At 70.1% G+C, this 20646-nt stretch carries 15 protein-coding genes; 4 read left to right on the forward strand and 11 right to left on the reverse strand.

Going from position 1 to position 20646, the window contains the following annotated elements; all coding sequences use genetic code 11:
• Positions 1-9: 9 nt before the first annotated feature.
• Positions 10-1422, forward strand: coding sequence for an APC family permease (locus AFL01nite_RS11820; RefSeq protein WP_146827888.1), 1413 nt, complete (start codon positions 10-12; stop codon positions 1420-1422).
• A 21-nt stretch (positions 1423-1443) separates the two neighbouring features.
• Here AFL01nite_RS11820 and AFL01nite_RS11825 read toward each other — a convergent pair whose 3' ends face one another.
• The 4 genes from AFL01nite_RS11825 to AFL01nite_RS11840 all read right to left on the reverse strand — a co-directional run bounded on the left by AFL01nite_RS11825 (position 1444) and on the right by AFL01nite_RS11840 (position 6173).
• Entirely contained in the window at positions 1444-2433 is a 990-nt protein-coding gene (locus AFL01nite_RS11825; RefSeq protein WP_246119698.1) for a TerC family protein, read from the reverse strand.
• 194 nt (positions 2434-2627) lie between these two features.
• Complete coding sequence (uvrB, locus tag AFL01nite_RS11830) at positions 2628-4712, reverse strand: excinuclease ABC subunit UvrB (RefSeq protein ID WP_146827890.1); 2085 nt, start codon at positions 4710-4712, stop codon at positions 2628-2630.
• 67 nt (positions 4713-4779) lie between these two features.
• Positions 4780-5310 carry a carboxymuconolactone decarboxylase family protein gene (locus AFL01nite_RS11835; RefSeq protein WP_146827891.1) on the reverse strand — a complete coding sequence of 177 codons (531 nt, stop codon included), beginning with the start codon at positions 5308-5310 and terminating at the stop codon, positions 4780-4782.
• Positions 5307-6173: an SDR family oxidoreductase gene (locus AFL01nite_RS11840; protein ID WP_146827892.1), complete on the reverse strand. Its 867-nt coding sequence runs from the start codon at positions 6171-6173 to the stop codon at positions 5307-5309. Before AFL01nite_RS11840 ends, AFL01nite_RS11835 begins: the two co-directional genes overlap by 4 nt.
• A gap of 102 nt (positions 6174-6275) precedes the next feature.
• Between AFL01nite_RS11840 and AFL01nite_RS11845 the strand changes: the two genes are divergently transcribed.
• Positions 6276-6929 (forward strand): TetR/AcrR family transcriptional regulator, encoded by a 654-nt coding sequence (locus AFL01nite_RS11845; protein ID WP_146827893.1) that lies wholly within the window; start codon positions 6276-6278, stop codon positions 6927-6929.
• Positions 6930-6990: 61 nt separating this feature from the next.
• On the opposite strand, the gene AFL01nite_RS11850 is transcribed toward AFL01nite_RS11845, so the two are convergent.
• Positions 6991-8331 carry an acetyl-CoA C-acetyltransferase gene (locus AFL01nite_RS11850; RefSeq protein WP_146827894.1) on the reverse strand — a complete coding sequence of 447 codons (1341 nt, stop codon included), beginning with the start codon at positions 8329-8331 and terminating at the stop codon, positions 6991-6993.
• 129 nt (positions 8332-8460) lie between these two features.
• Here AFL01nite_RS11850 and AFL01nite_RS11855 point away from each other — a divergent pair, with 129 nt between their 5' ends.
• Together AFL01nite_RS11855 and AFL01nite_RS11860 are read left to right on the forward strand one after the other, a co-directional pair.
• The gene (locus AFL01nite_RS11855; protein WP_146827895.1) at positions 8461-9792 is read left to right on the forward strand and encodes a 3-oxoacyl-ACP reductase; all 1332 of its coding nucleotides are present in this window, start codon (positions 8461-8463) and stop codon (positions 9790-9792) included.
• Positions 9785-10672, forward strand: coding sequence for a MaoC/PaaZ C-terminal domain-containing protein (locus tag AFL01nite_RS11860; protein ID WP_146827896.1), 888 nt, complete (start codon positions 9785-9787; stop codon positions 10670-10672). The genes AFL01nite_RS11855 and AFL01nite_RS11860 overlap by 8 nt, the downstream gene beginning before the upstream one ends.
• Positions 10673-10735: 63 nt before the next feature.
• Here the strand turns inward: AFL01nite_RS11860 and AFL01nite_RS11865 are convergent, their stop codons facing one another.
• The 6 genes from AFL01nite_RS11865 to AFL01nite_RS11890 form a co-directional block, all read right to left on the reverse strand.
• The gene (locus AFL01nite_RS11865) at positions 10736-11614 is read right to left on the reverse strand and encodes an acyl-CoA thioesterase (RefSeq protein WP_146827897.1); all 879 of its coding nucleotides are present in this window, start codon (positions 11612-11614) and stop codon (positions 10736-10738) included.
• Positions 11615-11769: 155 nt separating this feature from the next.
• Entirely contained in the window at positions 11770-12666 is an 897-nt protein-coding gene (locus AFL01nite_RS11870; RefSeq protein ID WP_146827898.1) for a proteasome assembly chaperone family protein, read from the reverse strand.
• Positions 12663-14552 (reverse strand): 1-deoxy-D-xylulose-5-phosphate synthase, encoded by a 1890-nt coding sequence (gene dxs / locus AFL01nite_RS11875; protein ID WP_146827899.1) that lies wholly within the window; start codon positions 14550-14552, stop codon positions 12663-12665. The genes AFL01nite_RS11870 and dxs overlap by 4 nt, the downstream gene beginning before the upstream one ends.
• A 46-nt stretch (positions 14553-14598) precedes the next feature.
• A complete protein-coding gene (locus tag AFL01nite_RS11880; protein ID WP_146827900.1) occupies positions 14599-15105 on the reverse strand; it encodes a flavin reductase in 507 nt (168 codons plus the stop codon).
• Between the two features lie 93 nt (positions 15106-15198).
• Complete coding sequence (gene acnA, locus AFL01nite_RS11885) at positions 15199-17988, reverse strand: aconitate hydratase AcnA (protein ID WP_146827901.1); 2790 nt, start codon at positions 17986-17988, stop codon at positions 15199-15201.
• Positions 17989-18129: 141 nt separating this feature from the next.
• Positions 18130-20646 carry an SCO7613 C-terminal domain-containing membrane protein gene (locus AFL01nite_RS11890; protein ID WP_146827902.1) on the reverse strand — a complete coding sequence of 839 codons (2517 nt, stop codon included), beginning with the start codon at positions 20644-20646 and terminating at the stop codon, positions 18130-18132.

The following is a 20646-nucleotide window of genomic DNA, read 5'->3' on the forward strand; positions in this document are numbered from 1 at the left end:
GGGGGAGCCATGGCGACCAGCACCGAATCGACGCAACAGCCGACCGAACTCCGACGGGTCCTCGGGCCCAAACTCCTGTTGCTCTTCATCGTCGGCGACATCCTGGGCACCGGCGTCTACGCCCTCACCGGCCAGGTCGCCGCCGAGGTGGGCGGCGCCGCCTGGCTGCCGTTCCTCATCGCGTTCGCGGTCGCGCTGCTGACGGCGCTGTCCTACCTCGAGCTGGTCACCAAGTACCCGCAGGCCGCCGGTGCGGCGCTCTACGTGCACAAGGCCTTCGGGGTCCACTTCCTGACGTTCATGGTCGCGTTCACCGTGATGTGCTCGGGCATCACGTCGGCCTCCACGGCCTCACGCGCCTTCGCCGCGAACCTCGCCGTCGGGTTCGACTGGGAGGCGTCGAACCTCGAGATCATGCTGATCGCCCTGGCGTTCATGCTGCTGATCGCGGCGATCAACCTGCGCGGGGTCAGCGAGGGCGTCAAGACGAACGTCGTGCTCACGCTGGTCGAGCTCTCGGGCCTGCTGCTGGTGATCCTCGTCGGGCTCTGGGCGATCGCCGGCGGCGACGCCGACTGGGGCGCGGTGGTCGCGTTCGAGACCCCTGACGACAAGAACGTCTTCCTCGCCGTGACCACGGCGACCTCGCTGGCCTTCTTCGCGATGGTCGGCTTCGAGGACGCCGTCAACATGGCCGAGGAGTGCCACGAGCCGAACCGGATCTTCCCCAAGATCATGCTGACCGGCCTGGGGCTCACCGGCGTCATCTACATCCTCGTCTCGATCTGCGCCGTCGCGATCGTCCCCGTCGGCGAACTCGCCGGCAACGACACCCCGCTGGTGACCGTGGTCGAGCAGGGTGCCCCCGACATCCCGATCGACACGATCCTGCCGTTCATCTCGATGTTCGCCGTCGCCAACTCGGCGCTCATCAACATGCTGATGGCCAGCCGTCTGCTGTACGGGATGGGCAAGCAGGGCGTCATCCCCCACGGCCTGGCCAAGGTCAGCAAGCGCCAGACGCCGTGGGTGTCGATCGCGTTCACCACCGCCTTGTCCCTCGGCCTGATCGCCTACGTCTCGAACGCCAGCACCGAGGCGGTCGCCGTGCTCGGCGGCACCACCAGCCTGCTGCTGCTCGCCGTCTTCGCGGTCGTCAACACGGCCGTGCTGGTCCTGCGCAAGGACACGGTCGACCACTCGCACTTCCGCACCGCGGCCCCGGTCGCCCTGCTCGGCATCGTGACGTGCGTCTACCTCGTCACGCCGCTGTCGGGTCGCCCCGGCTCGCAGTACGAGATCGCCGGGATCCTGCTCGTGATCGGACTCGTCCTGTCCGTGCCGATGTACTTCCTGAGCCGTCGCCGGGGCGAGCGCCTCGAGACGAACCCCGACGACCTGCCGCCGCACGAGATCCCCTGAGGGACCCCGGCGGCGGCGAGGTCAGTGCCCGCCGCCGACGCGCTCGGGGTACTTCTTGGAGTACCAGAGGCTCGCCACGGCCGTGATCGTCAGCGTCGCGATGATCACGCCCAGGCTCAGCAGGGTGGGGATCTCGGGGATGGGCACCGGACCCACGTGGTGCACGGGCTCGCCGCCGTTGATGAACGGCAGCTCGTTCTCGTGCAGCGCGTGCAGCACCAGCTTGACGCCGATGTAGAACAGCAGGAACGCCAGGCCGTAGGACAGGAACACCAGGCGCTGCAGCAGGTCGCCGAGCAGGAAGTAGAGCTGGCGCAGGCCCATCAGCGCGAACACGTTCGCGGTGAAGACGATGTACGGCTCCTTGGTGAGGCCGAAGATCGCCGGGATGGAGTCCAGCGCGAACAGGATGTCCGTGGTGCCCAGCGCGATGATCACCAGCGCCATCGGCGTGATCGCGCGGCGGCCGTTCTCGCGGACGACGAGCTTGAGCCCGTCCCACTTGTCGCTGAGGTTGAAGCGCTTCCGCGCGAACCGGACGACCGCGTTCTCGACGTCGTCGTCCTCGTCGTTGTCGGCCACCAGCTTGACCGCGGTGTAGAGCAGGAACGCACCGAACACGTAGAAGACCCACGAGAACTGCTCGATGGCCACGGCGCCGACAGCGATGAAGATGCCGCGGAACACCAGCGCCAGGATGATGCCGACGAGCAGCGCCTCCTGCTGGTACTTCCGCGGGACGGCGAAGCTGCTCATGATGATGATGAAGATGAACAGGTTGTCGATCGACAGGCTGTACTCGGTCAGCCAGCCGGCGTAGAACTCGATGCCGTACTGGCTGCCGTGGAAGGCCCAGACCCAGGCGCCGAAGGCGACGGCCAGGCCGATGTAGACCGACAGGTAGACCGCACACTCCTTCGTCGTGGGCTCGTGCGGCTTGCGGGCGATCACGACGATGTCGAACAGCAGGATGGCGATGGTCACCGCGAGGGTGACTCCCCATTCGAGCATGCTGACGTTCACAGGCGGTCCTCTGTTCTCTCCGGGTCGTCAAAGACTCGGAGGTCTCTTCCACCGGACTGCAGACGATGACCGGTCCGGCGCCCCGGGATGGTCGACAGTGACCCCCGTGCTGACGAGACGCCGGTGATGGGAATACTCCCCTCCGCGGTCCAGTCTGACAGCCGGGCGAAGGCGGCGCGAACTCAGGTGCCGGCGCCGATCATGCCGCGCAGCTCGCGCTTGAGCTCGCTGATCTCGTCGCGCAGGCGCGCCGCCACCTCGAACTGCAGGTCGGCCGCCGCCTGGTGCATCTGGTCGGACAGCTGGTCGATCAGCGAGGCCAGCTCGCCCGAGGGCAGGTCGGCGAGGTTCTTCGTGTGCTGGCCCAACGGCACCGCCGCGCCCTTGCGGCGGTGGTCGCCGGTGGCGGCCAGCAGTGCGCGGGTGTCCTCGTCCTCGCGGGCGAGCATGTCGGTGATGTCGCCGATCTTCTTGCGCAGCGGCTGCGGGTCGATGCCGCGCTCGGTGTTGTAGGCGACCTGCTTGGCCCGGCGGCGGTTGGTCTCGTCGATCGCCGACGCCATCGAGTCGGTGATCCGGTCGGCGTACATGATGACCTGTCCGGACACGTTGCGCGCCGCGCGACCGATCGTCTGGATGAGCGACCGGGCGGAGCGCAGGAAGCCCTCCTTGTCGGCGTCGAGGATCGCCACGAGGCTCACCTCGGGCAGGTCGAGACCCTCGCGCAGCAGGTTGATGCCGACCAGGACGTCGTACTCGCCCATCCGCAGCTCGCGCAGCAGCTCGACGCGGCGCAGCGTGTCGACCTCGCTGTGCAGGTATCGCGTGCGGATGCCCGCCTCGAGCAGGTAGTCGGTGAGGTCCTCGGACATCTTCTTCGTGAGCGTCGTGACCAGCACGCGCTCGTTGCGGGAGACCCGGTCGTTGATCTCGCCGATCAGGTCGTCGATCTGGCCCTTCGTGGGCTTGACGATGACCTCGGGGTCGATCAGGCCCGTGGGGCGGATGACCTGCTCGACGACGTCTCCCCCGACCTTGTCCATCTCGTAGTTGCCCGGCGTGGCCGACAGGTAGACCGTCTGGCCGATGCGCTGGAGGAACTCGGGCCACTTGAGCGGACGGTTGTCCATCGCGCTGGGCAGCCGGAACCCGTGCTCGACCAGCGACCGCTTACGGCTCATGTCACCCTCGTACATCGCGCCGATCTGCGGGATCGTGACGTGCGACTCGTCCACGACGAGCACGAAGTCCTGCGGGAAGTAGTCGAGCAGGCAGTTCGGCGCCGATCCCGGCGGGCGGCCGTCCATGTGCAGCGAGTAGTTCTCGATGCCCGAGCAGGTGCCGACCTGCTCCATCATCTCGAGGTCGTACGTGGTGCGCATGCGCAGCCGCTGGGCCTCCAGCAGCTTGTTCTCGCGCTCGAGCACCTCGAGGCGCTCCTCGAGCTCGACCTTGATCCGCTCGATGGCGCGGGCCATCGTCTCGGGGCCGGCGGCGTAGTGGGTGGCCGCGCCGACGAAGAGCTCCTGGTCGTCGCTGAGGATCTCGCCCGTGAGCGGGTGCAGCGTCATCAGCCGCTCGATCTCGTCGCCGAAGAACTCCACCCGCACCGCCATCTCCTGGTAGACGGGGAAGATCTCGACGGTGTCGCCCTTGACCCGAAACGTGCCCCGCGTGGCGCTGACGTCGTTGCGGACGTACTGGGCCTGCACGAGCGTGCGCAGCAGGTGGTCGCGCCCCATCTCGTCGCCGACCTTGAAGCCGATCCGGCGCTCGAGGTACTCCTGTGCCGAGCCGAGGCCGTAGATGCACGACACCGTGGCCACGACGATGACGTCGCGACGGGTGAGCAGCGACCACGTGGCCGAGTGCCGCAGCCGCTCGACCTCCTCGTTGATCGAGGAGTCCTTCTCGATGTAGGTGTCGCTCTGGGCGATGTACGCCTCGGGTTGGTAGTAGTCGTAGTACGACACGAAGTACTCGACGGCGTTGTTCGGCAGCAGCTCGCGCAACTCGTTGGCGAACTGGGCCGCGAGCGTCTTGTTGGGCAGCATCACCAGCATCGGGCGCTGCAGCTGCTCGGCGAGCCAGGCCGTGGTGGCCGTCTTGCCGGTGCCGGTGGCGCCCATCAGCACGACGTCGTCGGTGCCGCCCTGGATGCGCTTCGTGATCTCGGCGATCGCGGCCGGCTGGTCGCCGGCGGGCTGGTACTCGGAGACGACCTCGAACGGCGCCACCTGTCGCGTGAGTTCGGAGACGGGTCGCATGGTTCGAGCCTACGGGCGCGGTCCGACACTTTCCTCGTGACGGCCGGGGCTCTCCGCCGACGGACGGTCAGCGGTCGGGCGCGATGCCCAGCGTGCGGATGGTCGTGGCCAGGCCCCGGTACTGGCCCACGAGCAGGCACAGCTCGATCGCCTGGCGCTCGTCCCAGTACGCCCGCAGCCGTCGCCAGGCGACGTCGTCGACGTCCTCGGCGGCCAGCAGCTGGTCGGTCGCCTCGAGGAGCACGGCGTCCGCTGGCTTCCACCCCGTGGGCTGCTCGTCACGGACCCGCTCCATCTCCTCGTCGCTCAGGCCCGCACGGCCGCCGAGCCGGACGTGGTGGCGCCGCTCGTAGTCGCTGTCGCACCGGTGGGCGACGCGCAGGATGACGAGCTCGGTCTCGCGCCGCGGCAGGCGACCGCGCAGCATGAGGGCCCCGGACCAGGCCAACCACCAGCGGAAGAGCGAGCGGTGCCGGCCGAGCGTCGTGAACAGGTGCGCCTCGCGGACCCCGGCGCCGCGGGACAGGACCTTGCCCAGCAGGTGGTTGACCGGTCCGAGCTGGCGCAGCCGACCCGGTGCGATCCTCGGCTCCCTCATCTCGCCGCCTCCTTCTGCGCCTGGGCGAGTGCCCGCGTGAGCTTGCGGTTGAGCGCCCGCATCACCAGCGCGTACGCCGGGGGGCACCAGCGCTGGGCGTAGTGACCGATGCGGATGTCGCGGGACGTGTAGACCCAGTACCTACGGCGCACCAGTCCCGACACGATCGCCTCGGCCGCCTCCGCGGGGCTGATGGCGTGACGCAGGAACTGCTGCTCGACCTTCTGGATCGACGGCGCCGAGCGGTCGACCCCCACCACCTCCAGTCCCTGGACCAGCGGCGTGGCCACCGCGCCGGGGCAGACGAGGCTGACTCCGATCCCGTGGTGTCTGAGGTCGAAGCGCAGCACCTCCGAGACGCCGCGCAGCCCGAACTTGCTGGCGCTGTAGGCCGCGTGCCAGGGCAGCCCGAAGATCCCGGCCGCGCTGGAGACGTTCACGATGTGTCCCCCGCGTCCCGCGTCGATCATCGCCGGCAGGAAGGACGACAGGACGTGCACGGGCCCCATCAGGTTGACGTCGATCAACCGACGCCAGTGCTCCTCCTCGAGGCGGTCGATCGTGCCCCAGACCGAGATCCCGGCGATGTTGAGCAGGACGTCCAGCGACCCGAACCGGGCGTCGACGCCCTCGGCGAAGGACCTCACGGACTCCGCGTCCGTGAGGTCCAACGCCGTGGCGACGAGGACCTCGCCACCCGACGCGCGCAGCTCGTCGGCCAGCTCGTCCAGCGCCCCCTGGTCGAGATCGGTCAGCACGAGTCGGGCTCCCTCCCGGCTCAACGCTCGTGCGGTCGCCGCACCGATCCCTCCCGTCGCGCCCGTCACGAGACACGACTTGGTACGTATGTCCAACTTCGCCATGCCGACACCTTAGGGGTCAGCGAGATCACACTCAAGGGAATCGACGTCAGGATGCGGACCCGCCCGAGATGTGGTCGTTGACCCAGCCGATAGGGTCGTTGCATGGCCATCGTGGAGCGCCGGGCGCAGCGCACGCGCGAGATCCTTGACGCGACCCGGGCGCTCTTCGACGAGCGTCGCATGCGGGAAGCCCAGATCGAGGACATCGCGCGCGCCGTCGGCATCAACCGAGCAATCATCTACCGGCACTTCACCACGAAGGAAGAGCTCTTCGCGATGACGCTGGTCGACTACCTCAACGAGCTCGAGCAGCGGCTCGCGAAGTCAGACGACCCCGAGATGAGCCCCGCCGAGCGGATCGACGTCATCACCGTCGAGTTCCTCGAGTACGGCAGCTTCTACCCCGCGTTCGTCGACTGCGCGCAGTCGCTGCTGCGCCATCGCGGGTCCGAGCTGCTCGAGCAGATCAGCCTCGAGCGCCTCACCGAGCTCGGCGCAGCCATCAACCGCTGCTTCGACCACATCACCAGCGCGATCGAGGCCGGCAACGCGTCGGGGGCCTTCGACGTCAAGGACCCCGAACTCATCGCGAACATCATGTACACCCAGGGCCTGGGCATCCTGAACCTCGTGACGTTCCAGCGCTCGATCCGCGAGATGAACTCCGGCCTGCCCGCCATGGAGCACCTGCCGATGCCCGAGGTCGTCGACCTCGCGAAGCGCTCGATCCGGGCGATCGTCGAGCCCGAGGACTGACCCTCCCCCAGACGAGAACGGGGCCGGTGGCGACTGCCACCGGCCCCGTTCCTGTCTCAGGTCAGCGCTCGAGGATCGCGACGACGCCCTGGCCGCCGGCGGCGCAGATCGAGATCAGGCCACGGCCCGAGCCCTTCTCCTCCAGCAGCTTGGCCAGGTTGGCGATGATGCGACCGCCCGTCGCGGCGAACGGGTGAGCCGCCGCGAGCGACGAGCCCTTGACGTTCAGCTTGCTGCGGTCGATGGCGCCCAGCGGGCTGTCGAGACCCAGACGCTGCTTGCAGAAGTCCGCGTCCTCCCACGCCGCGAGCGTCGACAGCACCTGGCCGGCGAACGCCTCGTGGATCTCGTAGAAGTCGAAGTCCTGCAGGGACAGGCCGTTGCGCTCGAGCATCCGCGGCACGGCGTAGGCCGGAGCCATCAGCAGACCCTCGCCACCGTTGACGTAGTCGACCGCGGCCGTCTCGTAGTCGACCAGGTACGCCTTGACGTCCCAGCCGCGACGCGCGGCCTCGTCCTCGGAGGCGAGCAGCGCGACCGAGGCGCCGTCCGACAGCGGGGTGGAGTTGCCGGCGGTCATCGTGGCCGCGTCGCCGAGCTGCTTGCCGAAGACGGGCTTGAGCTTGGCCAGCTTCTCGACCGTGGAGTCCGGGCGCAGGTGGTTGTCGCGCTCGACGCCGTTGAACGGCGTGACGAGGTCGTCCTGCCAGCCCGACTCCCACGCGGCGGCGAGGTTCTGGTGCGACCGGGCGGCCAGCTCGTCCTGGGCCTCACGGGTGATGCCCCACTCGTGGGTGGTGAGCGCCTGGTGGTCGCCCATCGACAGGCCGGTGCGCGGCTCGGCGTTGCGCGGCTGGTCGGGCGCCAGGTGGCCCGGGCGGATCTGCGCGAGCAGCTTCAGCAGCGCCTTCTTGTCGCCCTTGGCGTTGGCCTGGTTGACCTGCAGCAGGATCTTGCGCAGCTTGTCGTTCAGGGCCAGCGGGGCGTCGGACGTCGTGTCCGTGCCACCGGCGATGCCGAACTCGATCTTGCCGAGCGCGATCTTGTTGGCGACCTGGAACGCAGCCTGCAGGCCGGTGCCGCACGCCTGCTGGATGTCGGTGGCGGGCGTCGCCGGCGACAGCTTGGAGCCGAGGACGACCTCGCGGGTCAGGTTGAAGTCGCGGGCGTGCTTCAGGACGGCGCCGGCGACGACCTCGCCGGCACGCTCGCCCTCGAGCCCGAAGCGGTCGACGAGGCCGTCGAGCGCCGCGGTCAGCATCTCCTGGTTGGAGACGCCGTTGTAGACGGTGTTCGAGCGCGCGAACGGGATGCGGTTGCCGCCGATGACGGCGACGCGACGGATGGTGCCGGCGTCGGACGACGCGGCCTTCGAGGCCTTCTTGGAGGGCTGGTTAGCCATGAGAAACCTTTCGTCTGCGACGTACGTCGCTTTCCTTTGCCGAGGTGCTCTGGGGCAGGCTAGAGTCACCTTAACGCGTTCAGATACCGATGGTATCCGAGAGATCCGAGAGATAGGACACACCCTGCGATGAGCGACCGTTACAAGTCGATGATCCAGAATCCGATCGGTCAGTTCCTGGTGAAGAACTTGGGCCTGCCGAACCCGCCGGAGCTCCGGCGGTACCAGGGTGGCGCCCTCGTGGACGGCCCCGTCCTCATCGGCGGCGAGGGCCTGCTGACCGGCGCCCTCCCGGGCCTGCTCAAAGCCTCCGGCATCGACGCCACCAGCGTCCGCGCCGACGGCCGCCGCTACCAGGGCCTGGTCCTCGACGCCTCGGGCATCGACTCCGCCGCCGGCACCGTGGCCATCCAGGAGTTCTTCACCCCGGTGCTGCGCAGCCTGGCCAACAACGCCAAGGTCGTCGTCATCGGCCTGCTGCCCGAGCGCACCGACTCGATCGGCGCGGCGATCGCCCAGCGCGGGCTCGAGGGCTTCGTCCGTTCGCTCGCGAAGGAGATCGGCGCCAACGGCAGCACCGCCAACCTGGTCTACGTGACGCCCGAGTCGAAGGACGCGATCGGCTCGACGCTGGGCTTCCTCCTCTCGCCGAAGTCCGCCTTCGTCGACGGCCAGGTCGTCCGCCTCGGCACCACCGACCTCGTCGAGGCCGACTCCCCCGCCGACCCGGCGAAGCCGCTCACCGGCAAGGTCGCCCTCGTCACGGGCGCCTCGCGCGGCCTGGGCGCGGCGATGGCCCGCACGCTGCACCGCGACGGCGCCACCATCATCGGTCTCGACGTCCCCCCGCTGGCCGAGGACCTCGAGCATCTCATGGCCGAGCTCGGCGGATCGTCGATCATCTGCGACATCACCGAGCAGGACGCGCCCGAGAAGATCGCCTCCAGCCTCGGTGACGGCGTCGACTTCGTCGTGCACAACGCCGGCATCACGCGCGACAAGCGCCTGAAGAACATGAAGTCCGAGAACTGGGCCAAGGTCGTCGACATCAGCGTCGGCGCCCCCGAGCGGATCACCGCCCACCTGCTCGACCACAAGCTGATCCGGCCCGGTGGCCGCGTCATCGGCATCTCGTCCATCGCGGGCATCGCCGGCAACAACGGCCAGACCAACTACGGCACGGCCAAGGCCGGCGTCATCGGCTTCGTCCAGGCGCTCGCGCCGAAGACGGCCGAGGCCGGCATCACGGTCAACGCGATCGCTCCCGGATTCATCGAGACCGACATGGTCAAGACGATGCCGCTGGGCATCCGCGAGGCCGGGCGTCGCCTGAGCTCGCTGTCGCAGGGTGGCCAGCCGGTCGACGTCGCCGAGGCGATCGCCTGGTACTGCCACCCCGGCTCGTCGGCGATCTCCGGGAACGTCGTCCGGGTCTGCGGCCAGGGATTCCTCGGTGCCTGAGGTGACGACCCGCACCTTCGACCGGGCGCCGGCCGGGCTGCGCCTGATGCTCAAGGCGGCGCTGCCGGCGATCCCGGTCGTCGGCGGCCTGCCGGGCATCAAGCACGAGAAGGGCGGGCTCCCCGAGACCGTCCTGCGCCGCACCCGGGTGACGACGGACCTGGCCCACCTCGACCGGTACAACGAGGTGTGCGGCTTCTCGCGCGCCGAGACCCTGCCGGCGACGTACCCGCACATCGCGGCCCACACGCTGCACCTGAGCCTCATGACGGACACGGCGTTCCCGTTCCCGCCGATGGGCGCGGTGCACCTGCGCAACCGGATCACCCAGCACCGGCCGATCGGCCGCGAGGAGATCTACGACCTCACGCTGCGGGCGGCGTCGGACGAGCCGCACCCGAAGGGCCGGCTCATCTCGCTGGTCAGCGAGGCGCACGTCGGCGGCGAGCTGGTGTGGGACGAGACCATGACGGTCCTGTTCCGCAGCCGGAACGGCGGCGAGGAGCCCACGACCCCGGCGCTCGCCGGCGTCGAGGCCCCCGAGGGTGTCGTCCACTGGAAGCTCGGTGGCGACCTGGGCCGGCGCTACGGCGCCGTCTCCGGCGACCGGAACCCGATCCACCTGTACCCGTGGACGGCCAAGGCCTTTGGGTTCCCGCGCCAGATCGCCCACGGGATGTGGACCAAGGCGCACAGCCTGGCCACCCTGCAGAACCGCCTCCCGGACGCCTACACGGTCGACGTGGAGTTCAAGAAGCCCGTGCTGCTGCCCTCGACGGTCGTGTTCGGCACCGAGACCGAGGGCGACGTGACGACGTTCGGCGTCCGCGACTCCCGCAAGTCCGTGCCGCACCTCGTCGGGCGCGTCACCCCGGCCTGACCGACCCGCTGAGTTTCACGTTCGGCCGGCGACACGCCGTCCCCGCCTGGCGGAACGTGAAACTCAGCGGTCCTCGGGGCGCTTGGCGGGCCGGATCAGGCCCTCCTGCGCGACCGTGGCCACGAGGAGCCCGTCCTGCGTGAACACGCGGGCGGTGCTGAGGCCACGGGCGCCCGATGCCGACGGCGACGTCTGGTCGTACAGCAGCCACTCGTCGGCGCGGAACGGGCGATGGAACCACACGACGTGGTCGAGCGACGCGGGCTGCACCTTCGGCGAGCTGATCAGCACGCCGTGCGGCACCAGCGAGGCGCCCAGCAGGCTGAAGTCGCTGTAGTAGGTGAACGCAGCGCGGTGCAGCTCGGGATCGTCGGGCAGCGGGTCGCTGGCCTTGAACCACATCCGCTGCACGACCGGCACCATCGCGCGGTTCGGGTCGTCCTCCGGGCGCGGGTCGCCGACGAAGCGCATGTCGAAGCCGCCCCACTCCTGCTTCCACTGCTCGGCGCCGTCGGGACTGATGTACTTCACCAGGTCGAGCATCGACGTCGCCTCGTCGGGGCCGGGCGACGGCGGCATGGTGTCCTGGTGGTCCCAGCCCTCCTCGTCGCGCTGGAACGAGGCGGTCATGTAGAAGATGACCTCGCCGTGCTGGCGGGCGGCCACGCGGCGCGTGGCGAACGAGCGGCCGTCGCGGACGTTCTCGACGTCGTAGATGATCGGGATGCTCGGGTCGCCACCGAGGATGAAGTACGCGTGCAGCGAGTGCAGCGCCTTGCCGTCGGTGACCGTGCGCTGCGCCGCGCTGACCGCCTGACCGGCGACCTGTCCGCCGAAGACGCGCTTCAGCCGCGAGTTCAGCGGTTGGCCACCGCGGAACAGGTTGACCTCCAGCTGTTCGACTTCGAGCAGGTCGACGAGTTCGTTCGTGGAGGCGGGCACGATCGCGATCCTATCGAACGCGCGCCGCCGCGATCGGCGGAGAGCCCGCCGGCGACGGTGATCTCGGTCCCATCGGGACCACGGGCCTCAGCCCTGGTCGTCCTTGTTCTGACGCGCCAGGCTAGCCCGAATCGTCCTTGTTCTGACGCGCCAGGCTAGCCCGAATCGTCCTTGCGCTGACGCGCCAGGAACTGCTCCAGCTGACTCGCCAGCTCGTCGCCCGTGGGCAGGCTCGCGTCGTCGGCCAGCAACGACTCGGCGGCGCCGCGGCTGAAGATGTCGTACTGCTCCTCGAGGCCGTGCAGCACCTGCTCCCCGTCCTGCTCGGAGATCTGCTGCTCGATCTCGGTGATCGAGTCGGGCTGGCGGGCTCGCAGGTCCTCGAGGTCGAGGTCGAGACCCAGCCGCAGGCCGACGGCCTCCAGCAGCGCGATGGCGGCGGTCGGGTACTCGATCTGCGTCAGGTAGTGCGGCACGTGCACCACGTAGCCGATCGCGTCGAGGCGCTGCTCGCGCATCCGGTACTCCAGCAGCGACTGGGCGGACGAGGGCACCGTGACCTCGGCGTTCCAGAAGTTCTTGCGGTCGACCAGCTCGGGCCGGGTGCCGTGCATCGTCAGCAGCGGCGGCCGCGTGTGCGGCACCCCCATCGGCACTCCCCCGAGCGACACCGTCAGCGGGACGCCCAGCTCGGTGATGACCTCGATCGTCTCGTCGACGAACGACTCCCAGCCGAAGTCGGGCTCGGGACCGGCCAGCAGCAGGTAGGGCGTGCCGGAGCGGTCGCGGTGACGGGTGATCTGCAGGACCGGCTCGCTGTAGTCCACGTAGTGGTCGCGCCGGAACGTGATCGGGGGCCGCCGGGCCCGGTAGTCGTACATCGTGTCGAGGTCGAACTCGTGGATCACCTCGGCATCGGGCGTACGCAGCTGCTCGGCCGCCAGCACGGAGGAGGACCCCGCGCTGAGGAAGCCGTCGAGGGCGATGATCAGCGGGATCGGGTCGCGGTCGTACTCATCGGAACGTCGTCGTGAAAACCACTTCGGTGTCAACGCCGGTCACCCTCGGGACATTCCGCGAGGCGCTTCGAGGCGTCGTCCGCGATGGACTCGGCGGTGAGACCGAGGCGCTCGAGGATGACGTCGCGCTTCGCGTGGTCGAGGAACTCCTGCTCGACGGCGTGGATGCGCACCGGCACGGTGAGCCCCCGGTCGCTGACGGCGTGCAGGATCGTCGAGCCCACGCCGCCCTGGCGGCCGTTGTCCTCGATGGTGACGACGAGGCGGTGCTCGGCGGCGAGATCGAGCAGGGCCGGGTCGAGCGGCTTGATCCAGCGCGGGTCGACGACGGTGGAGCCGACGCCCGACGCCTCGAGCCGGCGCGCGACGTCGACGGCCATGGCGGCCATCGTGCCGACGCCCACCACGAGCACCTCGGCGTCGGCGCTGCGGTGCAGGACGTCCATGGTGCCGATCCGGTCGATCGCGTCGAGGTCGGCCGGGACGGCGCCCTTGGCGAACCGCACGACGCTCGGGGCGTCGTCGATCGCGACGGCCTCGCGCAGCAGCTCGCGCAGGCGCGCGCCGTCGCGCGGGGCGCCGAGGTGGAGGCCGGGCACGATCTGCAGCAGCGACAGGTCCCACATGCCGTTGTGGCTCGCGCCGTCGTCGCCCGTGACACCGGCGCGGTCGAGCACGAAGGTGACGCCCTGGCGGTGCAGGGCGACGTCCATCAGCACCTGGTCGAAGGCGCGGTTGAGGAACGTGGCGTACACGGCCACGACCGGGTGCAGGCCGCCCATCGCCATGCCGGCGGCGCTGGTGACGGCGTGCTGCTCGGCGATGCCGACGTCGAGCACGCGGTCGGGGAACTTGTCGGCGAACGCGTCGAGGCCGGTCGGGTAGAGCATCGCCGCGGTGATGCCGACGACGTCGGGACGGTCGTCGGCGATCCGCACGATCTCGTCGCGGAACACCGAGGTCCAGCCCGCCGGAGCGATGCTGATCGCCTCGCCCGTGAGGCGGTCGAACGGGTGCGCCTGGTGCATCTGGTCGTTCTCGTTGGCCACGGCGATGTCGTAGCCCTGGCCCTTCGTGGTGATCGCGTGGACCAGCACGGGGCCGCCGAAGTTGCGCGCGGCGGTGAACGCCATCTCGAGCGCCTCGCGGTCGTGGCCGTTGACCGGGCCGAGGTACTTGATGCCCAGGTCCTCGAACATCCCCTGGGGGGCCAGCACGTCCTTGAAGCCCTTCTTGATCGCGTGCAGCGCCTCGTAGGCGACGCCTGCGACCTTGGGGCCGGTGGTCATCCGCTCGCGGATAGCACTCAGCGCGGGCTCGTAGCGCGGGTTGGTGCGGATCTGCGTGAGCCTGTTCGCCAGGCCGCCCACGGTGGGCGTGTACGAGCGGCCGTTGTCGTTGACCACGATGACGACGCGCCGTGAGTTGTCGGCGCAGATGTTGTTGATGGCCTCCCACGCCATGCCACCGGTGAGGGCGCCGTCGCCGATCACCGCGACGACGTGGTCGTCCTTGCCCTGCACGGCGTTCGCCCGCGCCAGGCCATCGGCGTAGGACAGCGAGGTGGAGGCATGCGAGTTCTCGACCCAGTCGTGCGGCGACTCCGCGTGGCTCGGGTAGCCCGAGAGGCCGCCCTCCTTGCGCAGGTCGGCGAACCGGTCGGCCCGACCGGTGAGCATCTTGTGCACGTACGACTGGTGGCCGGTGTCCCACACGATCTTGTCGTTCGGGGAGTCGAAGACCCGGTGCAGCGCGATCGTGAGCTCGACGACGCCGAGGTTCGGACCGAGGTGGCCGCCGTTGGCGGCGACGGACTCGATGAGCAACTCACGGACCTCGGCCGCGAGCCGCGTCAGCGCCTCGTCGTCCAGGCCTCGCAGGTCGGCGGGACCGGACACGGAACTGAGGACGGACGCCATTGCTCCATCGTAACGACGCACCACCAGCCCGGCCGGGTGACGGGTCTCAGCCGAGGTCGTGGAACCGGCCGCGGGCGTGGGCGACGCCGCTCGCTGCGACGACGCCGACCTCGCCCACGGTGCCCGTCACCTGGTGCGACCACCCGACCTCGCGGACCTCGTCGACGGCGAATCCGCACCACGACCGGTCCTGCAGACGCGGGCCCCAGGCGGAGTCCAGCCACGTTCCCACCGTGAACATCCCGCCGGGGGCCGGGGCGAGTCCGGCGAAGACCTCGGCCAACCAGTCGTCACCGGCCTGCAGCACGCTGACTGCGGCACGGACGCCCGGCTCGAGCGCCTCGCCGAGGTCGGAGTCGGGATCGACGAACAGGGTCACGGCCGGCTCGCGGCCGTCGACCAGGACGATCGACGAGACCGTGAGACCGACGCGGGCGCGCCCCTCCCCCGTCGCCACCACCGTGGCCGGCGCGGGCAGGCGTCCGCGGAGGCGCCGGAACGCGTCCTTGTCGCCCTCGGCGGGCACGAAGGGGTGGTCGGTGTGGATCGTCACTCCCCCATCCCATCACCTGCGCCCACGCGGGACGGCCCGGGACGCGGAACTGCCCGCCACCTGGAAGGTGACGGGCAGTTCGGGGCGGGGCACTCAGTCGAGCAGCGAGCGCAGCACGTACGGCATGATGCCGCCGTTGCGGTAGTAGTTCGCCTCACCGGGGGTGTCGATGCGGACGACGGCGTCGAACTCGACGTCGTCGGCCTTCACCTTGACCGTGCGCGGCGTCGTGCCGTCGTTGAGCTCCGTGATGCCGGTGACCGTGAAGGTCTCCTCGCCGGTCAGGCCGAGCGAGTCGGCGTTCTGGCCCTCGGGGAACTGCAGCGGGAGAACGCCCATGCCGATGAGGTTCGAGCGGTGGATCCGCTCGTACGACTCGGCGATGACGACCTTGACGCCCAGCAGCGCGGTGCCCTTGGCGGCCCAGTCGCGCGACGAGCCCGAGCCGTACTCCTTGCCCGCCAGGACGACCAGCGGGGTGCCGGCGGCCTGGTAGTTCTCGGAGGCCTCGAAGACCGTCGTGACCTCGCCGTCGGCTGAGAAGTCGCGCGTGAACCCGCCCTCGGTGCCGGGCGCGATCTGGTTGCGCAAGCGGATGTTCGCGAACGTGCCGCGGATCATGACCTCGTGGTTGCCGCGGCGCGAGCCGAGCGAGTTGAAGTCGCGCGGCTGCACGCCCTTGTCCATCAGGTACTTGCCGGCCGGGCTGTCCTTCTTGATCGCACCGGCGGGGCTGATGTGGTCGGTCGTGACCGAGTCGCCCAGCTTCAGCAGCACGCGGGCGCCCTCGACGTCGGTGACCGGGTCGGGCTCGAGGCCCATCCCGTCGAAGTACGGCGCCTTGCGGACGTACGTCGAGTCCTCGTCCCACTCGAACGTGTCGCCCTCGGGGGTCGGCAGGTTCTGCCAGCGCTCGTCACCGGCGAAGACGTCGGCGTACTCGCGGCTGAAGGTGTCGGAGTCGATCGACGAGGCGATGACGTCCTCGACCTCGGACGGCGACGGCCAGATGTCCTTCATGAAGACGTCGTTGCCGTCGGCGTCCTGACCCAGCGGGTCGTTGAACAGGTCGACGTCCATCGAGCCGGCGAGCGCGTACGCGATGACCAGCGGCGGGGACGCGAGGTAGTTCATCTTGATGTCGGGGTTGATGCGGCCCTCGAAGTTGCGGTTGCCCGAGAGCACCGCGCTGACGGCCAGGTCGCCCTCGTTGACGGCGGCGCTGACCTCGGGGATCAGCGGGCCCGAGTTGCCGATGCACGTCGTGCAGCCGTAGCCGACGAGGTTGAAGCCGAGCTTGTCGAGGTAGACGTTCAGGCCCGACTTCTCGTAATAGTCGGTGACGACCTTCGAGCCGGGGGCCAGCGTGGTCTTGACCCACGGCTTGCGCCGCAGGCCCTTCTCGACGGCCTTCTTGGCCAGCAGGCCGGCGCCGATCATGACCGAGGGGTTCGAGGTGTTGGTGCACGACGTGATGGCCGCGATGGTCACCGCGCCGTGGTCCACCTCGAACGTGGTGCCGTCGTCGAGCGTGACGGTCTGCGGGTTGCGCACCCGCTCGCCGGGCGCGCCCGTCGCGTGGTCGCTCGGGCCCTCGCCGCCGTTGGCGAACGTGGACGTCTTCGGCGGGTCGGACGCCGGGAAGGAGTCGTCGACCGCGTCGTCGTACCCGTTGAGCTGCTGCTCGGTGTGATCGACGTAGTCGCGCAGCGAGGCGCGGAACGCGGTCTTGCTGTCCGTCAGCGCGATGCGGTCCTGGGGACGCTTCGGGCCGGCGATCGACGGCACGACGTCCGCGAGGTCGAGCTCGAGGTACTCGCTGTAGCGCGCCTCGCGCTCGGGATCGTGCCACAGGCCCTGGGCCTTGGCGTAGGCCTCGACCAGGGCGATCTCCTCGGCGGTGCGGCCGGTGAGCTTGAGGTACTTCGTGGTCTCGTCGTCGATCGGGAACACGGCGATGGTCGAGCCGTACTCGGGGCTCATGTTGCCGATCGTCGCGCGGTTGGCCAGCGGGACGGCAGCGACGCCCGGCCCGTAGAACTCGACGAACTTGCCGACGACTCCGTGCTCGCGCAGCTGCTCGGTGATCGTCAGGACGAGGTCGGTCGCCGTGGCGCCCTGGGGCAGCTCGCCCGAGAGCTTGAAGCCGACGACGCGCGGGATCAGCATGCTGATCGGCTGGCCGAGCATCGCGGCCTCGGCCTCGATGCCGCCGACGCCCCAGCCCACGACACCCAGGCCGTTGACCATCGTGGTGTGCGAGTCGGTGCCGACGCACGAGTCGGGGTAGGCAACGCCGTCGCGGGTGAAGACGGTGCGGGCCAGCTTCTCGATGTTGACCTGGTGCACGATGCCGGTGCCCGGGGGGACGACCTTGAAGTCGTCGAACGCGCCCTGGCCCCAGCGGAGGAACTTGTAGCGCTCGCCGTTGCGCTCGTACTCGATCTCGACGTTGCGCTCGAACGCCTCGGGCGTGCCGAAGACGTCGGCGATCACGGAGTGGTCGATGACCATCTCGGCGGGCGCGAGCGGGTTGATCTTGGACGGGTCGCCACCGAGGTCGGCCATCGCCTCACGCATCGTGGCGAGGTCGACGACGCACGGGACGCCGGTGAAGTCCTGCATGATCACGCGGGCGGGCGTGAACTGGATCTCCTTGCTGGGGGCCGCCTTGGGGTCCCAGGAGGCCAGGGCCTTGATGTCGTCCGCCGTGATGTCGGCGCCGTCCTCGGTGCGCAGCAGCGCCTCGAGCAGGATCTTGAGGCTGAACGGCAGGGAGGCGACGTCGAGTCCCTCGCCCTGCACCGCATCCAGCCGGTAGTAGTCGTAGGACGTGTCTCCGACGGGCAAGGAATCCTTGGCCTGGAATGTGTCGACGCTCATGGGCTTCTCCTTCACTGGTGTTCCCATCCTGCCTTCGCGCGGCACCTCGTGCCGGATCAGGATGACCTAAGTCGCACCATTTATCTTGATATCAAGATACACGATATCAACTCATTTTCCCGGGTGCCGCTCAGGCGACCCTCACCGCAGCGCGGCGATGCGCGCGACGAGCGCCCGGCCCTCGGCGACGCGCTTCTCCCAGGTCGTACCCACCACCAGCAGCACCACGCCGGCGATGGCGATCAGGATCCACCGCTGCAGGGCGAAGGCCGTCGGGCCGACGTTGACGAGGACGAGAACCAGCAGCACCGCCGCGCCCGCCACGACCGGCGCACCCCAGCGCAGTACGACGCCCGTGAGGAGCACGACCGCCGCGACGAGCGCCAACAGCAGCGCGCGGAGGCCGGTCGGTTCGTCGATCGCCTGCGGCAGCGAGGGCAGCAGCCCGAGCGTCAGACCGGGAGTGAGCGCCGTCCAGGTACGGCTCGCCGGATCGGCATGCAGGCGCCAGGCACCGGCCGCCAGCAGCGCGACCGCGAACGGCGCGGTGTAGGCCTCGACGGTCCCGACGTCGCTGGCCGCCAAGCGCGCCACCCAGGCCGCGCCGACCAGGCCGACGGAGACCCAGCGCAGGTGCGGACGGTCGTCGTCGAGCAGCCCGACGATCGCCGCGGCGACGGCGCCGATCACGCACAGCAGCGCGACCGTGGCGAGGTCGTCCGCCACGGACCCGAGCGCCACCAGCAGCGCGAGCCCGGCGACGATCTCGAGGGCGATCCGGTGCCACGGGACGTCGTCCAGCGCGAGGGTGAGCAGCAAGGTGGCGGCAGCCACGCCCGCGATGATCGTGGCCCACCAGTCCGGCTCGACGTCGACGATGCGCAGGACCGTCGCGATGGTGGCGATGGCGGCCGCGGCGCCGAGGCCGGCGGAGACCGCCGAGATCCCCCGGCGCACGTCCGAGGGGTCGTCGAACGAGACGAGCGCGCAGACGGCGAACCCGGCGGCGGCGAGACCCCAGGCCCACGCGGTGACGGGGGTCTCGTCGATGGGCACCACGATCATCGCGAAGGCCACCACGATCGGGGGCACCAGGACGGCCGGCCACGGCGCACGGCGCAGGCCGGCCGCGAGCGCCGCACCCACCACGACGACGACGATCGCGTGGACGAGGAACGGCAGGGTCGACGATGCGACCGCGGTGACCACCGCCGCTCCCCCGGCGACCTGCGCGACGGGCCACCGCCACGCGTCCGGCGCGAGCGTCGGGGACTCCCAGCGGCGCGCGGCCCACCAGGCCGCGAGCAGCGGGACGATCACCGCGATGACCCAGCCCCCCTCGGCGATCTCGATCTCCCCCGGACCGACCCAGAGATCGGCCGACGAGTACCCCAGGTCGGCGACCGCGTTCGCCTGGTCGACCCGCTCGAGGTTCATGAAAGCGACGCCTGCGATCCACAGCAGCGGAACGGCGCCCGAGACCACGGCACCCCACCGCAGGCCCAACGACCACGCGCCGGCACCGAGCACGAAGTGCGCCAAAAGCGCGACGACGACGGCGACGGCGACGAGCCCGGCGCTGACGGACGCCTCCAGCTTCCACGCCCACCCCGCCACCGCGGTCCCGACCAGCCACAGTCCCGCGGCCGTCGCGAAGCCGGCCAGCCACGGGCGCAGGACCGGGACGCGGACGGCACCGACGACCGCCGCGGCGGCCAGGGTCAGCGTGGGCAGCGCCTCCAGGGGCGTCAGCACCGGGGACCCGTCGACCGACTCGCCCATCGCGAGGAAGACCAGGACGACGACGAAGCCGATCGCGAGCGCGCCGCTGGGCAGGAGCATCCACCGCAGGCGGTTGCGGTGCGCTCCCACCGCCGCGGCCAGTGGCAGCACGAGCGCGACGAGCGTGGCCCAGAACCAGTGGTCGCCGTCGCCGAGCTGCCCGAGGCGGTCGGCCACCGCCGGCGCGCTGATCCACGGCGCCAGTCCCGCGGCGACCTGGGGTGTCACGAGGTCGTGCTGGTGCGTCGAGCGCGCCCAGCCCGCCACGACCACGCCGACCGCCACGACGAGCACGGTCCAGAAGACCGAGACGACGGCGAAGTCGGACCACTCGAGCCCGAACAGCCCTTCGCCCACGGCGGCGAGCACGTCGACCGTGATGAGCGCGAGGAAGACGCCCCACAGGGCCTCGGCGGTGCCGAACAGGCGACGTCGGGTGGCCCAGGCGGCTCCGGCCCCGACCAGGGCGGTGACGAGCAGCAGGATCAGCGCGCGCCCGAGGATGCCCAGGCTCCCCCACGCGACCGTGACGAAGATGATGCCGGCCACCACCAGGCAGACGGCGCCGAGCGCGAGCAGCAGCGAGCCGGTCGACCACGAGCGCGCAGGCTGGGGGGACGGGCGCGTCCCGCCGAGCGGCGGGGCGACGGGGGCGGGCCGGGGCCCGGCCGAGGCGGCCGCAACCGCAACCGGGACGGGTGCCACCGTCGCGGCGGAGGTGCGGCCTTCCAGCACGAGCTGGTCGGCCTGCAGGAACAGGCCCCACAGCTGGTGCGCCTGCCTCGACGTGAGGTCGAACGCGCAGTGCGGGCAGGTGGTTCCCCCCGAGATCGCGCCCCGGCAGGCCGGACACGCGTGGGGATCGGCGTACTTCAC

Origin of the sequence: Aeromicrobium flavum (assembly GCF_007992115.1) — a bacterium.
GTDB lineage: Bacteria > Actinomycetota > Actinomycetes > Propionibacteriales > Nocardioidaceae > Aeromicrobium > Aeromicrobium flavum.

Excerpts from the sequence above, each read along its gene's own strand:
- uvrB (WP_146827890.1), bottom strand. The coding sequence starts at position 4,712 with ATGCGACCCGTCTCCGAACTCACGCGACAGGTGGCGCCGTTCGAGGTC.
- dxs (WP_146827899.1), bottom strand. The coding sequence starts at position 14,552 with ATGGCGTCCGTCCTCAGTTCCGTGTCCGGTCCCGCCGACCTGCGAGGC.
- AFL01nite_RS11850 (WP_146827894.1), bottom strand. The coding sequence starts at position 8,331 with ATGGCTAACCAGCCCTCCAAGAAGGCCTCGAAGGCCGCGTCGTCCGAC.
- acnA (WP_146827901.1), bottom strand. The coding sequence starts at position 17,988 with ATGAGCGTCGACACATTCCAGGCCAAGGATTCCTTGCCCGTCGGAGAC.
- AFL01nite_RS11820 (WP_146827888.1), top strand. The coding sequence starts at position 10 with ATGGCGACCAGCACCGAATCGACGCAACAGCCGACCGAACTCCGACGG.
- AFL01nite_RS11855 (WP_146827895.1), top strand. The coding sequence starts at position 8,461 with ATGAGCGACCGTTACAAGTCGATGATCCAGAATCCGATCGGTCAGTTC.
- AFL01nite_RS11840 (WP_146827892.1), bottom strand. The coding sequence starts at position 6,173 with ATGGCGAAGTTGGACATACGTACCAAGTCGTGTCTCGTGACGGGCGCG.
- AFL01nite_RS11845 (WP_146827893.1), top strand. The coding sequence starts at position 6,276 with ATGGCCATCGTGGAGCGCCGGGCGCAGCGCACGCGCGAGATCCTTGAC.
- AFL01nite_RS11835 (WP_146827891.1), bottom strand. The coding sequence starts at position 5,310 with ATGAGGGAGCCGAGGATCGCACCGGGTCGGCTGCGCCAGCTCGGACCG.
- AFL01nite_RS11825 (WP_246119698.1), bottom strand. The coding sequence starts at position 2,433 with ATGCTCGAATGGGGAGTCACCCTCGCGGTGACCATCGCCATCCTGCTG.